Origin of the sequence: Nesterenkonia rhizosphaerae (assembly GCF_039544555.1) — a bacterium.
GTDB lineage: Bacteria > Actinomycetota > Actinomycetes > Actinomycetales > Micrococcaceae > Nesterenkonia > Nesterenkonia rhizosphaerae.
Genome location: NZ_BAABLW010000003.1, coordinates 88,261 through 100,249, shown reverse-complemented (window position 1 = coordinate 100,249; position 11,989 = coordinate 88,261). Strand labels below are relative to the sequence as shown.

Here is an 11,989-nt window from a genome sequence, read left to right as displayed (position 1 = left end):
GACCGGTCAGTTCAAAAACGTGAGAAGTGGTACCTTTCCAGATACGTCACTTCGGTGATCCCACTGTTGAGAGGTAGCTGTCCTCATGAGCATCGACACCGCTGTACTGAGCGCCAAGGCCAAAACGCTGCTGGAACTGCACCACAGTCACACACCGGTCGTGCTGCCCACCGCCTGGGATGCATGGTCTGCCAAGTTGATCGAATCCGCCGGGTACTCTGCCCTGACCGTGGGCAGCCACCCCCTCGCCGATTCTCTGGGGGCCGCCGACGGCGAGGTCATGACACTGAGTCAGGCGCTGAAGGCCATTGCCCGGATCACCGCCGCGGTGGATATCCCGGTGAGCGCGGACCTGGAATCCGGATATGACACCGAGGCCGCCGAACTGGTGGAACGCACCCTGGAAGCCGGGGTGGTGGGCATCAACATCGAAGACACCGTGCATTCCCGCGGCAGCATGCGCAGCCCGCAGGAACATGCCGACTACATCGCCGCCATCCGTGCTGCAGCAGAGGATGCCGGGGTCCACCTAGTCATCAATGCGCGCACCGATGTGTATAAGCACGTCGAGGATTTCGCGGACCCGCTGGCCGAAACCATCCACCGTCTCAACCTCCTAGAGGCAGCCGGTGCCGACTCGCTCTACCCGGTGGGACTGCCCAGCACCGAGGTGCTCACCAGCATCCTGGAGGCGGTCTCCACACCGGTGAACGTCACCGCCCATCCGCAGCACGGGGCCATCCCGGATCAGCTGTCCCTAGATGAGCTCACCGGGCTCGGGGTCTCACGGGTCAGCTTCGGGCCTCTGCTGCAGGCCGCCCTGAGCGAGCAGGCCAACACTCTGCTCAACGCCTGGAAACGCTGAGGTCCAGCCGGCGTCCCCCACTGCGCCGGTGGCGCTGCAGGCCTGGTAGTTTTAGGGCTCTATGCGCGTCACAATTGCTCCTGAAACTGAAGGTGTCCTCAACGCCGACGCCGGCTCTACCGTCCGCCGAACTGTGCTGCCCTGCGGGGTGCGGGTGCTGACTGAACAAATGCCGGGGATCCGCTCAGTGAGCATCGGCTTCTGGATTGCCGTGGGTTCCCGGGACGAGGCTGACCATCAGTACGGCTCTACCCACTTCCTCGAGCATCTGCTGTTCAAGGGCACGGCCAAGCGCTCGGCTCTGGACATCGCCGCAGCCTTTGACGCCGTCGGCGGAGAGTCCAATGCGATGACCGGCAAAGAGTCCACGTGCTACTACGCCCGGGTGCTGGATACCGATCTGCCCATGGCGGTGGAGGTCCTCACCGATATGGTGACCTCCGCAGTGATCGATCCGGCAGAGATGGAGACTGAGCGCGGGGTGATCCTGGAAGAGCTGGCCATGGCCGAGGATGACCCGGGCGACGTCGTCCACGAACGTTTTACCGAACAGGTGCTCGACGGGCACCCGCTGGGCCGGCCCATCGGCGGCACCCCGGAGGCCATCGAACAAGCCAGCCGCGACGATGTCTGGGACCATTTCGCCCGCTGGTACCGCCCGGAGGAACTGGTCATCACCGCTGCCGGCGGGCTGGACCATGAGCAGCTGTGCCAGTTGGTCACCGCAGCGCTGGAAGGATCCCGCTGGGACATCAGCCAGAACTCCCAACCGGCACCGCGCCGGGTAGGAGCAGAGATCCACATCCCGGTCCGCACCGGCACCGAACATCACCGCAAACCGGTGGAGCAGACCCAGGTGATCCTGGGTGGCCGCGGAATGGCTGCCCACGATGAAGACCGCTTCGCACTGTCCCTGATGCACGCCGTCCTCGGCGGAGGGATGTCCTCCCGGCTCTTCCAGGAGATTCGCGAACGCAGAGGGCTGGCCTACAGCACCTATTCCTTCTCCGCCGCATTCACCGACGCAGGCCTCTACGGTCTCTACGCTGGCTGCCTGCCGGAGAAGGTGGACGCAGTCATCGATGTCATGAGCACCGAACTGGAGCGCATCGCCACCGAAGAAGTCACCGCCGAGGAGCTTGAGCGGGCCAAGGGGCAGCTGCGTGGCTCCACCGTGCTGGGCATGGAAGAGACCAGCTCACGGATGTCCCGCCTGGGCAAAGCCGAGCTGGTCCGCGGTGAGTTCGTGGACATCTCCGACACACTGGCCCAGGTCGAAGCGGTCACCAGCGCCGATATCCAGCGAGTAGCGGCGCGGCTGGCCGACTCTCCGCGGGCTACCACCATCGTCGGCCCTTAGCGGACTGGCACTAGCGGACTGGACCCTAGAGCGCCGGCTGGCAGGGGCTAGGCAGGTAGGCCTGCGCTAGTACGGCCGCGCTGGCCCGGCCATCTGACCCGGTACGGCCGCGCGTGGTTGATGGCCCGCGCCGCGCCCTCCTGACCGCATCCAGGGGGTGTCCAGCTGGCACACACGGCGCGCACGGCGAGCTCTCATAAAGTCGCTCCCTAACAAACACATGGCCGCCAACGTTGGGTGAGTAGAACATGACGACCATCGGATTCCACGCCTCCCAGGAGCAGATCGCCCCTTCCCAACTGCTGCGCGATGTGCAGCGCGCCGAGGAAGCCGGATTTGATGCCGCAATGAGCTCGGATCATTTCTTTCCCTGGTCAGAGCGGCAAGGCCACTCCGGCTTCACCTTCTCCTGGCTCGGGGCGGCCCTGGCCACCACCTCCTTCCCGATCGGCTCGGTGTGCGCCCCCGGCCAGCGCTACCACCCCGCCGTCGTCGCTCAGGCCACCGCCACTCTGGGGGAGATGTTCCCCGGTCGCTACTGGGTGGCGCTAGGGGCCGGACAAGCGATGAACGAACACATCACCGGTGAGAAGTGGCTCGGTCAGAACGACCGGCGGCGGCGCCTGGAAGAGTCCGCCAAGATCATCAGCCAGCTTCATGCAGGGCAGTGGATCTCCGGGCATAAGGGCTTCGTCGAGGTCGACGATGCTTACCTCTATGACCGGCCGGAGAATCCCATTCCGCTCTACGCCGCCTGCGTCACCGAAGAATCGGCCCGGCGTGCAGCTCGATGGGCCGGAGGGCTGATCACCCTAAACCAGGCCGGTGACGTGCAGAACGACGTACTCAGCGCCTATCGGGACGCCGGCGGAGAAGGGCCGGCCATGCTGCAGATCCACCTCAGCTGGGCGCCCTCGCAGGCCGCGGCTGAGGAGATCGCCTACGACCAGTGGCGCAGTAACGTCTTTGGCCCCCCGCTGGATCAGGACCTGCCCACACCGGCACATTTTGATGCCGCCGCTGATACTGTGCCCCGCGAAAACGTCCTAGAAGCGGTCTGGACCTCACATTCCGCCGCCCAGCACACCGAGTGGATTCAGCACGCTGTTCAGAGCGGTTTCGACGCCGTCTATCTGCACCATGTGGGCCAACACCAGCAGCCTTTCATCGAGACCTTCGGTGAGCATGTGCTGCCGGAACTTCGTCAAAGCAGCTGAACAGCACCAGCAGCTGAACGACACCGCCGCGCAGCATCACGAGGAAGACCAGGACAGCCGAAGGAAGGCCGAAGACCCGATGCGCATCACTGAGACCGCAGACCTCTGGTACAAGAACGCGATTGTCTACTGCATCGACCCGGAGACTTTCCTGGACTCCGACGGCGACGGTATCGGCGATCTCAACGGCCTGGCCCAACGGGTGGACTACCTGGCAGAAATCGGGGTCACCTGCCTGTGGCTGATGCCCTTCTATCCCTCGCCGCGGCGAGACAACGGATATGACATCGCCGACATGTACGGAGTGGACCCCCGGTACGGCAACCACGGCGACTTCGTTGAACTGGTGCGCATTGCCCACGATCGTGGTCTGCGCGTGATCATCGACCTGGTCATCAACCACACCTCTGACCAGCATCCGTGGTTCCGCAAAGCCCGGGCGTCCAAGGACAACCCCTACCGGGACTTCTACGTCTGGCGCTCCGACACCCCGCCGGATACCTCCGAGGAGAGCATGTTCCCCGACTCGGAGAACGGTATCTGGACCCATGATGAGAAAACTGGGGAGTGGTACCTGCACCACTTCCTGCACACCCAGCCGGACCTGAACACCGCCAATCCGCAGGTCCGTGACGCGATCGCCAAAACCATGGGCTTCTGGCTGCAACTGGGCGTGGACGGCTTCCGCGTGGACGCGGTGCCTTTCGCCATCAACCAGACCACCTTCGAAGGTCATGACAAGAACGAACTCGAAGAGCCCCACGACTATCTGCGCAGCCTGCGCGCCTTCCTCGCCCGCCGCTCCTCCGGAAACGGAGCTGCGATCATGCTGGGGGAGGTCAACCTGCCACATGAGGAACAGCTGACATTCTTCGGCGGTTCCGATGGCGATCAGCTGACCATGCAGTTCGACTTCTACACCAACCAGAAAACCTTCCTGGCGCTGGCACGCCAAGACGCTGCCCCGCTGATCGAGGCGCTGAACTCCCGTCCCAAGGACATCGGTGTGGAGCCGCAGTATGCGAACTTCCTGCGCAACCATGACGAGCTGACCCTTGACCTGCTGCCTGAAGACGAGCAGAAGGAGGTGCTGGATACCTTCGGACCAGAAGAGGAACACCGGTTCGCCGGACGCGGGCTGCGGCGTCGTCTTCCTCCCATGTTCGACGGCGACCCGCGCCGACTGAAGATGGCCTACTCGCTGCTCTTCGCCCTACCCGGCACCCCGGTGCTCTTCTACGGCGAAGAGATCGGCATGGGCGAGAACCTGGAGGTTGATGGGCGCGAAGCCGTGCGCACCCCGATGCAGTGGACCGATGAGAAGAACGGCGGATTCTCCAGCGCTGCCCCCTCCAAGCTGGCCCGCCAAGTCACCGAGGGCCCCTACGGGCCTGCCCATGTCAACGCGGCGGACTGCAGGCGCAATAAGGACTCGCTGCTGCATCACATCACCCGGTTGGCGAAGCGATACCGTGAATCCCCGGAACTGGGCTGGGGTGACTACGCCGTGCTGGATCAGCCGAATACCTCGGTGCTGGCTCACCATGTCACCTGGAAGGACCGCTCTATGGTGTTGCTGCATAATCTGGGACCGGAGCCCGTCGTCGTCCCGCTTACCCTCGAAGAGGAAGAGCCCGGCACACAGCTGGTGGACCTGATGTCCGAGGAGTCCTGCGAGCTGGATCAGGACAGTTCCACAGAATCTCAGCTGGAGGGTTACGGCTACCGGTGGCTGCGGATCAAGCGCGCGGATGACCCGCGTCTGGTCTGAGTCGGCGCTATCCTGAAGGGTCATACTCATTACCGACCGTCCGGCTGCTGCTAAGGCGCCATTCAGTCTCCGTGACTAGCATCACGGGGATCCACTGATTCAGGAGGCATCACTTCAGTGACCACACGCCCATCCCGAACCTCCGCCGCACACCGCGCCCCGTTGGCAGGTGTGGCCCTGGTGGCCGTCACCGCGCTCAGTGCCTGCGGAAACCCCTTCGACGCCTCCGAGCTGGACGGGGCATCACCGGCGGGGACACCGCAGTTCGGGGAGATTCGCGAAGAGGTCTTCTCAGCAATGCTGGCCGCTGACTCGGTGACCATCAGCGGCGAAGTCCAGGCAGGCGACGCTGATCTGGATGCACTCTTCGACGGGGTGGACGACGACGCCGTAGGCGACCTGCAGATCACCGGTGCCGTTGATGGCACCAACTCGGAGATGAGCTTCACCGCAGGCGGCAATAGCTTCACCCAGCGCGCCGTCGAAGGCGAGGAGTACTTCCGCGGGGAAGACTTCGCAGCCCTGCTGATCAGTGAACTCGATGAAGACATCGCTGAAGCAGTGGATGAGTCCTTCATCGAAGAAACTGTGGCCGATGCCTGGGTGCAGTTCACCGACGGCGGGGATGGCAGCGTGTTCTCCGCCGCGGACGTCATCACCACCTGGCAGCAGGAACTCGACGGCGAGGAGCTGGGTTCTATGAGCGCCGTCACCGAGGACCGCGAGGGCAGCCCAGTCTGGGTCTACCGCGCCGATGAGGGCGATACCGAATTTGTGGTGGCTGCCGAGGGCGAGCCGTACCTGCTGGAAGTTCGCGAAGGGGAGTCCTTCTACCAGTTCAGTGACTGGAACGAATCATCCACCCCGGAGGCGCCGGAGAGCATCATCACCCTGGATGAGATTTTTGCGGCCATCGCCGAAGACCAGGGCTGGCCCACCGAGGAGATCACCGAGAATAACGATGACTCCGAGGACGCCGAATCCGCCGGGGACGACTCGACCACCACTACCTAATCAGAGCAGACCCCCTACGTGAGGAGCACCGTAATGGACAGGTTCTATAGAGCCACAGGCGTCTTCGGCGTCGCGCTTCTCGCCCTGACAGCCTGCGGTGATTCAGGCGAGGGCGGAGATGACTACCCCGAGGACAACGCACAGGAAGGCGTAGACCCCTCAGGTGCGGAGCAGCAGGGCAACTACTCCGATGAGATTGCCGGGGAAGAGGGCGAGAACGAAGCCAGCCCGGTGCCCGATGACGAGACCATGGACCCCCCTCCGCTGAATGAGATCATCGACCAGATCTGGGAGACCAGCGCGGAGCAGGACTCGGTGACCATCAACGTGGCCGTGACTGCCGAAGCTCTGGAGCAGGCCCAGGAGAACCTCGGCGGCACCCAGGAGGAGGGCGATCTGCCCCACGTTGAGGACGCTGAAGACGAAGCCGAGGACGTGCAGATGACCATCGCCGGGGACCTCAACGGCGGTGGTTCCACCTACACCCAGGAGGGCGGCGGCGAGTACCTGGTCTTCGACGAGGGAGAGCAGTACCTGCAGACCGTGGACACATTCGTGAGTGACTACCAGGCCGATGCTGAAGCCCAGGGCGTCACCGCCGAGATTGCCCCGGAGGACTTACGCGACGCGCTCACCGCTGAGGGCGACTGGATCGAGGTGACGCCCACCCACGCCGAGCGTGTGGAGACCCCGGCGCAGTTCTTGGAGAACTTCCGCAATGGATACGGCTTTATCTCAGGCGGCTCTGAAATTGGTGACCTCAGCGCTGAGGGTGAGGTGGAGACCCGCGACGGCGAGAACGTGTGGGTCTACGCCGAGGGCGGCTATGAGCTGGTGGTGCTTGCCGATGAGAGCGAGCCGTTGCTGATGGCCATCGCAGTGGAGGACGGTGGGGTCCAGGTGGACTTCTCCGACTGGAACGAAACCGATGCGCCCGAACGCCCCGAGGATGACACCATCATCTTCGCCGATGAGCTGGAGGCCATCATCCAGCCGCTGGTGCAGTGACCGGTTACAGTTCCATATCAGTTGGCCCAAGAGCCGCTCCCGCAGCCGCGGGGGCGGCTCTTTTGGCATAGCCTCACCCTTTGGAGAGAACACTGGACTCTTGCCCTGACCTACCCCGCTAGCTGATCCTGGCAAGAACTACGAGCGACACTACGGAACGGACTGTGACCACTGATGACCCCCAGCCCTTCAGCTTCCAGACCTTTAGCCCCCAGACCCCCAGCCCCCAGAACCCCAGTACCCAGACCGTCCGCGTCCAGGCGCTTTGCTCGCGCCGGCATGATGAGTACTGCTGTGCTGGTCTTGACTTCCTGCGGTGGCGACCTCGCCGGTGATGCGGATCAGGCCGCCGGGTCTGCCCCGTCGTCGGCACCTGCCTCCAGCAGTGCCTCGGAAGAACCCGCTGCCGAAGAAACAGCGGAGCCAACAGGGCAGTCAACGGAGACTGCCGCCGAGCCCAGCGGTGAACTGCAGACTGAGGGCGACCTCGCCGATGTCCCCGAGCTCGCCGAACTGGAAGAAGCGATCTGGGAGACCTCGGCGGCGCAGCAGAGCGTGACAGTCACCATGGAAATGCCCGCCGGAGCCGCCGGGCTTACCCCGCTGCATCGTGACCTAGAGGATGACTCCACGGTGGAGATCCTGGTCAGCGGAGAGCTCGACGGGGCGGATATGCGGTACAGCACCTTCGGCTATGAGGTGCTGATCTACGGGGATCTTGTGTACCAGAGCGTCGATGACTTGGTGGACAGTACCTTCGTGACCGGACCCAATGCTGAGGACTTCGACGTGGACGCAGAGGAGGTCCGGCGTGCCCTGTCGGATCAGGGCAGCTGGATCAGCCTTCCAGCAGCACAATATGCCGACGCGGTAGAGACCCCGGAAACGGTGATTGACCGGCTTCGCCAGGAATACGAATCGCGAGGTGGGGCCGCGGACTTCGATGCCGGACAGGCCCAGACCCGTGATGACGTGGAGGTATGGGTCTACACCTCAGAGCAGAGCGAGATAGTGATCACTGCCGATCATGACGAACCGCTGCTGCGCGAGGTCAACACGGTTGAGGACGACCATGAAATTCACGGAACCTTCACCGAGTGGAACAGCGTGGAGTTGCCCGCGGAGCCCGAAGGCGACCAGATCATCAGCTCAGACCAGCTGCAGTCCATCGTCGCTGAATTCCTCTAGGCGCAGCCGCTGAAACCGGGGAGTACCCCCGGCGTCAGCTGGTCCCGGGCTGAATGAATCACCCATGACAGCCTTGGTGGCTGAACAGCGGCTCATAGTCCTCTCAGAGTTGCCGCAGAATGCCCATTCTGGCTTTTCTCACCCCCATCCGGTTGTCCATGATGGATGCAGAACACCTCGCTCGCGTGATGCGCGTCACTGAGGTGGAGGCGGAAAGGCCGCCCGGCATCAGACCCTGGTGCAGTCAAACGGAGGTAAGAATCTTCATGGCTATTACCGAAGACAACAAGCTTCGCTCCCTCGCAGGTATCGTCGGCATCGGCTCGCTGGCCCTTCTGGGTGTGACCGCATGCGATAACGACGGCGGTGGCACTGAAGACACCGGCACTGAAGACACCGGCACAGTCGACGACGGCGGTGAGGGCACCGTAGATGACGGCACCGTTGATGATGGCACCACCGACGACGGAAGTGTTGACGACGGCGGCATGGAGGATCCGGCAGATCCGGGCACCACTGAGGACACGGCCGATCCTGCCCAGCCCGGAGTCGGCGAGGACGAAGACGACGATCTGTAACACCTAGCGTCCGCCGTCGAGCGGATGAGTGCTGAAGAACCCCCTGAGCGGCCAGAGCCATTCAGGGGGTTCTTCGTGTCAGTAGTCATTCCTTCAGGTCAGTGGACAACCCGGGTGCTCGCGTGGATCCATAAGAGTTCCACGTGTCTGTGTCGGCAGGGGAGAGGTCCTAGGCGGCGTTGCGAGCGGCTTCGCAGTCCTTGCAGACGCCGCGGAACACCACATCGGCTACTTCCACCGTCATCCCCAGCGAGGGCGGAGCCTCCAGGCAGGGAGCCTCACCGTGGACACAGTCGACATCCTCGATGCGTCCGCACACCGTGCAGATGGCGTGATGGTGGTTGTCATGGGTGCGAGTCTCATAGCAGGCCGCCGAACCCGGAGGATCGAAGCGGCGCAGCAGGTCATGAGCGGTGAGATCATGCAGCACGGTGTAGACCGACTGCACGGTGATCTCCGGCAGCTTCTGAGCCACCGCCGCATGGACTGCTTCTGCAGGCTGGTGCGGATTCTCGGCGACGGCGTCCAGTACGGCCAAGCGCTGCTTGGTCACGCGTAACCCTCGTTCGCGCAGCAGCGCAGGCCAGCGCTCAAAATCACCGGAGCCTTCGTAAGAAGCCTCCGGATCCCCTGGGACGCTGTGGATCGCGGTTGTCATAACAGATATCTTAGCGAGCAAATATGAGTAACTCACAATAACTCGTCTGCGCGGTGAGCCGGATAGACTGGCGACGGCTTCCGACCCGTCCTCCTGAGGAGAACTCATCACATGAGCACACCGGCGAATATCAACAGCGCGCACCTGAACAACGCCCCCCTGGCCGACGTCGACCCGGAGATCGCCCAGGCGATTGCCGATGAACTGGGCCGCCAGCGCGGCACCCTGGAGATGATCGCCTCCGAGAACTTCGTGCCCCGGGCAGTGCTGGAAGCACAGGGTTCGGTGCTGACCAATAAGTACGCCGAAGGCTACCCGGGCCGGCGCTATTACGGCGGCTGCGAGTTCGTTGATGTCGCGGAGAACCTCGCCATCGAACGCGCCAAGAAGCTCTTCGGCGCAGACCACGCCAATGTGCAGCCCCACGCCGGTGCGCAGGCCAACGTTGCGGTGATGACCGCGTTCCTGAAGCCCGGCGATAAGCTCATGGGCCTCTCACTGGCCCACGGTGGGCACCTGACCCACGGCATGAAGCTCAATCACTCCGGCAAGTTCTATGAGGTCGCCGCCTATGAGGTGGACCCCGAGACCGGTGTGATCGATATGGAGAAGGTCCGCGAGCAGGCGCTTGCAGAGAAACCAGACATGATCGTGGCCGGCTGGTCCGCCTACCCGCGCCAGCTGGACTTCGCTGCGTTCCGGGAGATCGCAGACGAGGTTGGCGCGATTCTGTGGGTGGATATGGCGCATTTTGCCGGGCTGGTGGCTGCTGGCCTGCACCCGAACCCGGTGCCCTTTGCAGACGTGGTGACCACCACCGTGCACAAGACCCTGGCAGGTCCACGATCGGGCATGATCCTCACCAAGGAGGAGCATGCCAAGAAGATCAACTCCGCCGTGTTCCCCGGTCAGCAGGGTGGTCCGCTGATGCACGCCATCGCCGCGAAGGCTGTGGCGTTCAAGATCGCCGGCACTGAGGAGTTCGCCGAGCGTCAGCGCCGCACCGTGCAGGGTGCTCAGCTTCTGGCCGAGCGGCTGGTGGCTGCGGATGTCGCAGAAGCTGGAGTGTCTGTGCTCACCGGTGGCACCGATGTGCACCTGGTGCTGGTGGACCTGCGCAATTCTGAGCTGGATGGCAAGCAGGCCGAGGACCTGCTGCACGAGATCGGCATCACCGTCAACCGCAACGCGGTGCCCAATGACCCTCGTCCGCCGATGACCACCTCGGGTCTGCGCATCGGCACCCCGGCGCTGGCTTCGCGTGGATTCGGCGACACCGAGTTCCGTGAGGTCGCAGAGATCATTGCCGAGGCGCTGAAGGGTGGCGCAGATCTTGAGGCGCTGAAGGCGCGCGTGGCCAAGCTGGCCGGCGACTTCCCGCTCTACGAGGGCCTCGAGGAGTGGTGATCAACTGATGACTGCACAGATTCTTGACGGCCGCGCCACTGCGAAGGCGATCAAAGCAGACCTCGCCCAGCGGGTGGCCGCACTGAAGGAGCAGGGCGTGGTGCCCGGGCTCGGGACCGTTCTGGTCGGGTCGGATCCGGCCAGCCAGTCCTATGTGGGCGGTAAGCACCGTGACTGCGCCGAAGTAGGCATCAACTCCATCCAGGTGGAGCTGCCCGAGGATATCTCCGAAGCGGACCTGCTCACCGAGCTGGAGAAGCTCAACAACGACGACGCCTGCACCGGCTACATCGTGCAGCTGCCGCTGCCGAAGCACCTGGACACCAATAAGATCCTCGAGGCCATCGCTCCGGAGAAGGACGCCGACGGGCTGCACCCGATGAACCTCGGCCGACTGGTGGCCAATGTCAACGACGAGATCACCTCTCCGCTGCCATGCACCCCCAAGGGTTGCGTGGACTTACTGGAGCACTTCGGCATCGATCTGAACGGCAAGCATGTGGTGGTTCTCGGCCGTGGCGTGACCATCGGTCGTCCCATCGGACTGCTGCTGACCCGGCGCGCCGTCAACGCCACCGTGACGCTGTGCCACACCGGCACGAAGGACACCGCTGAGCACCTCAAGCGCGCCGACGTGGTGGTCGCTGCTGCAGGTGTGAAGCACATGATCGACCCTGCGGATCTCAAGCCCGGCGTCGTCGTCCTGGATGTGGGTGTGACCCGAGAGGTCAGCCCCGAAACGGGCAAGGCGAAGATTTACGGCGACGTCGCCCCCGGTATTGAAGACGTTGCCTCCTGGTATTCGCCGAATCCCGGCGGCGTGGGGCCCATGACTCGGGTGGAGCTGCTGCAGAACGTGGTGCTCTCGGCTGAGCAGGCCGTCGCCGCGCGCTGAGGCAAGACTCAACACGACAGTGACGGGA

General features: G+C 63.6%; 11 protein-coding genes. 10 read left to right on the top strand and 1 reads right to left on the bottom strand.

Annotation, left to right across the window (positions count from 1 at the left end; translation table 11 throughout):
• The first annotated feature begins 85 nt into the window (after nt 1–85).
• From ABEA23_RS03980 to ABEA23_RS03945, 8 genes are all read left to right on the top strand, one after another.
• On the top strand, nt 86–865 hold the full coding sequence (locus tag ABEA23_RS03980; RefSeq protein ID WP_345476773.1) for an isocitrate lyase/PEP mutase family protein: 780 nt from the start codon (nt 86–88) through the stop codon (nt 863–865).
• A 61-nt stretch (nt 866–926) separates the two neighbouring features.
• Nucleotides 927–2,225 carry a M16 family metallopeptidase gene (locus ABEA23_RS03975; RefSeq protein WP_345476772.1) on the top strand — a complete coding sequence of 433 codons (1,299 nt, stop codon included), beginning with the start codon at nt 927–929 and terminating at the stop codon, nt 2,223–2,225.
• A 248-nt stretch (nt 2,226–2,473) separates the two neighbouring features.
• Complete coding sequence (locus tag ABEA23_RS03970) at nt 2,474–3,442, top strand: TIGR03885 family FMN-dependent LLM class oxidoreductase (protein ID WP_345476771.1); 969 nt, start codon at nt 2,474–2,476, stop codon at nt 3,440–3,442.
• A 79-nt stretch (nt 3,443–3,521) separates the two neighbouring features.
• Nucleotides 3,522–5,213 (top strand): alpha-amylase family protein, encoded by a 1,692-nt coding sequence (locus ABEA23_RS03965; RefSeq protein WP_345476797.1) that lies wholly within the window; start codon nt 3,522–3,524, stop codon nt 5,211–5,213.
• Nucleotides 5,214–5,330: 117 nt separating this feature from the next.
• Nucleotides 5,331–6,227: a hypothetical protein gene (locus tag ABEA23_RS03960; protein ID WP_345476770.1), complete on the top strand. Its 897-nt coding sequence runs from the start codon at nt 5,331–5,333 to the stop codon at nt 6,225–6,227.
• Between the two features lie 33 nt (nt 6,228–6,260).
• Entirely contained in the window at nt 6,261–7,235 is a 975-nt protein-coding gene (locus ABEA23_RS03955; protein ID WP_345476769.1) for a hypothetical protein, read from the top strand.
• Nucleotides 7,236–7,514: 279 nt separating this feature from the next.
• A complete protein-coding gene (locus ABEA23_RS03950; RefSeq protein ID WP_345476768.1) occupies nt 7,515–8,423 on the top strand; it encodes a hypothetical protein in 909 nt (302 codons plus the stop codon).
• 266 nt (nt 8,424–8,689) lie between these two features.
• Nucleotides 8,690–9,001 carry a hypothetical protein gene (locus ABEA23_RS03945; protein WP_345476767.1) on the top strand — a complete coding sequence of 104 codons (312 nt, stop codon included), beginning with the start codon at nt 8,690–8,692 and terminating at the stop codon, nt 8,999–9,001.
• A gap of 169 nt (nt 9,002–9,170) precedes the next feature.
• On the opposite strand, the gene ABEA23_RS03940 is transcribed toward ABEA23_RS03945, so the two are convergent.
• Nucleotides 9,171–9,659 carry a Fur family transcriptional regulator gene (locus ABEA23_RS03940; RefSeq protein ID WP_345476766.1) on the bottom strand — a complete coding sequence of 163 codons (489 nt, stop codon included), beginning with the start codon at nt 9,657–9,659 and terminating at the stop codon, nt 9,171–9,173.
• A 111-nt stretch (nt 9,660–9,770) separates the two neighbouring features.
• Between ABEA23_RS03940 and glyA the strand changes: the two genes are divergently transcribed.
• Entirely contained in the window at nt 9,771–11,066 is a 1,296-nt protein-coding gene (gene glyA / locus ABEA23_RS03935) for a serine hydroxymethyltransferase (RefSeq protein WP_044495938.1), read from the top strand.
• A 7-nt stretch (nt 11,067–11,073) separates the two neighbouring features.
• Nucleotides 11,074–11,961: a bifunctional methylenetetrahydrofolate dehydrogenase/methenyltetrahydrofolate cyclohydrolase gene (locus tag ABEA23_RS03930; RefSeq protein ID WP_345476765.1), complete on the top strand. Its 888-nt coding sequence runs from the start codon at nt 11,074–11,076 to the stop codon at nt 11,959–11,961.
• Nucleotides 11,962–11,989: the final 28 nt, after the last annotated feature.

What these genes read in the sequence shown, in the direction of transcription:
- ABEA23_RS03980 (WP_345476773.1), top strand. Translation starts at nt 86, where the DNA reads ATGAGCATCGACACCGCTGTACTGAGCGCCAAGGCCAAAACGCTGCTG.
- ABEA23_RS03975 (WP_345476772.1), top strand. Translation starts at nt 927, where the DNA reads ATGCGCGTCACAATTGCTCCTGAAACTGAAGGTGTCCTCAACGCCGAC.
- ABEA23_RS03970 (WP_345476771.1), top strand. Translation starts at nt 2,474, where the DNA reads ATGACGACCATCGGATTCCACGCCTCCCAGGAGCAGATCGCCCCTTCC.
- ABEA23_RS03965 (WP_345476797.1), top strand. Translation starts at nt 3,522, where the DNA reads ATGCGCATCACTGAGACCGCAGACCTCTGGTACAAGAACGCGATTGTC.
- ABEA23_RS03955 (WP_345476769.1), top strand. Translation starts at nt 6,261, where the DNA reads ATGGACAGGTTCTATAGAGCCACAGGCGTCTTCGGCGTCGCGCTTCTC.
- ABEA23_RS03950 (WP_345476768.1), top strand. Translation starts at nt 7,515, where the DNA reads ATGATGAGTACTGCTGTGCTGGTCTTGACTTCCTGCGGTGGCGACCTC.
- ABEA23_RS03945 (WP_345476767.1), top strand. Translation starts at nt 8,690, where the DNA reads ATGGCTATTACCGAAGACAACAAGCTTCGCTCCCTCGCAGGTATCGTC.
- ABEA23_RS03940 (WP_345476766.1), bottom strand. Translation starts at nt 9,659, where the DNA reads ATGACAACCGCGATCCACAGCGTCCCAGGGGATCCGGAGGCTTCTTAC.
- glyA (WP_044495938.1), top strand. Translation starts at nt 9,771, where the DNA reads ATGAGCACACCGGCGAATATCAACAGCGCGCACCTGAACAACGCCCCC.
- ABEA23_RS03930 (WP_345476765.1), top strand. Translation starts at nt 11,074, where the DNA reads ATGACTGCACAGATTCTTGACGGCCGCGCCACTGCGAAGGCGATCAAA.